Genomic DNA, 1033 nt, shown 5'->3' on the forward strand with positions numbered 1-1033 from the left:
CAATTTTCGCATCTGCCCTTGTAAACTGCCGACTTTTCGCGTTTACTCTCGTCTTTTGGGTGACGCGTTGACAATGGCATCAGCAGACTGGGCGGCGACGGAATTTGCACAGTTGGATCTTGGCGACGCGCGCCTCAACAGGCGAGCGAGGACAATGATGGAGCGGTTTGCGGCGAATCCGACGGCGAGTATTCCCGAAGCCTGCGACGGTTGGGGAGAAACCATCGCGGCGTATCGCTTCTTGGGCAATGAGTCGGTCGATTGGCGGGACATCATGGCACCCCACTGGCAGCAGACGCAGTTGCGGATGCAAAACGAGCCTGTGGTGCTGTGCTTGCAAGACACGACCGAACTCAATTTCAACGGTCAGGAGATCGAAGGGCTCGGCCCGCTGAGCTATGACAGCCAACGGGGCATGTATCTGCATCCGACTTACGCCGTGACGCCAGCGCGCACGGCGCTGGGCGTGGTGGACGCCTGGATGTGGGCGCGTGAAAAGAGGAACAAAGACGGCCAGCGCGACGGGCCAAAAGAAAGCGTGCGCTGGGTTGAAGGCTACGACCGCATCGCCGAGATGGCACAAGAGATGCCGGGGACGCGCTTGGTATACGTGGCTGACCGTGAGGCCGATTTGATGCCCTTGATGCAGCGTGCACAATACCTTGACCATCCGGCCGATTGGCTGGTGCGAGCCGCGCACAATCGCTGCGTGCCCGATCACGGCAAGCTGTTCGACGTTGCGACGAGTGAAGCGCCAATGGGCGAGATCAGCTTTACGATGGCCTCGCGTCATGGCATCAAAGAGCGGCTGGTGCGGCAGCAGTTATGGGCTCGGCGTGTGGAACTGGCCGCTGGCAAAAGCAGTGCCGTCAGCGTTACCTGTATTGTAGCGAGGGAAGTGGGCGCGCCGGCAGGGACCAAGCCAGTTGAATGGCGGTTGCTGACGAATCGCCATGCCAGCTCGCTCGATGAAGTCAATGAATTGATTGATTGGTACAGGGCGCGTTGGGAAATCGAGATGCTGTTCGATATC

The 1033-nt window shown here is 59.3% G+C and carries 1 protein-coding gene; it reads left to right on the forward strand.

The window, feature by feature from the left end:
* Positions 1 to 55: 55 nt before the first annotated feature.
* A partial coding sequence (locus GTP27_RS23250) for an IS4 family transposase (RefSeq protein ID WP_443093194.1) occupies positions 56 to 1033 on the forward strand: 978 nt, incomplete at its 3' end.

Origin of the sequence: Duganella qianjiadongensis, from assembly GCF_009857915.1 — a bacterium.
GTDB lineage: Bacteria > Pseudomonadota > Gammaproteobacteria > Burkholderiales > Burkholderiaceae_D > Rugamonas > Rugamonas qianjiadongensis.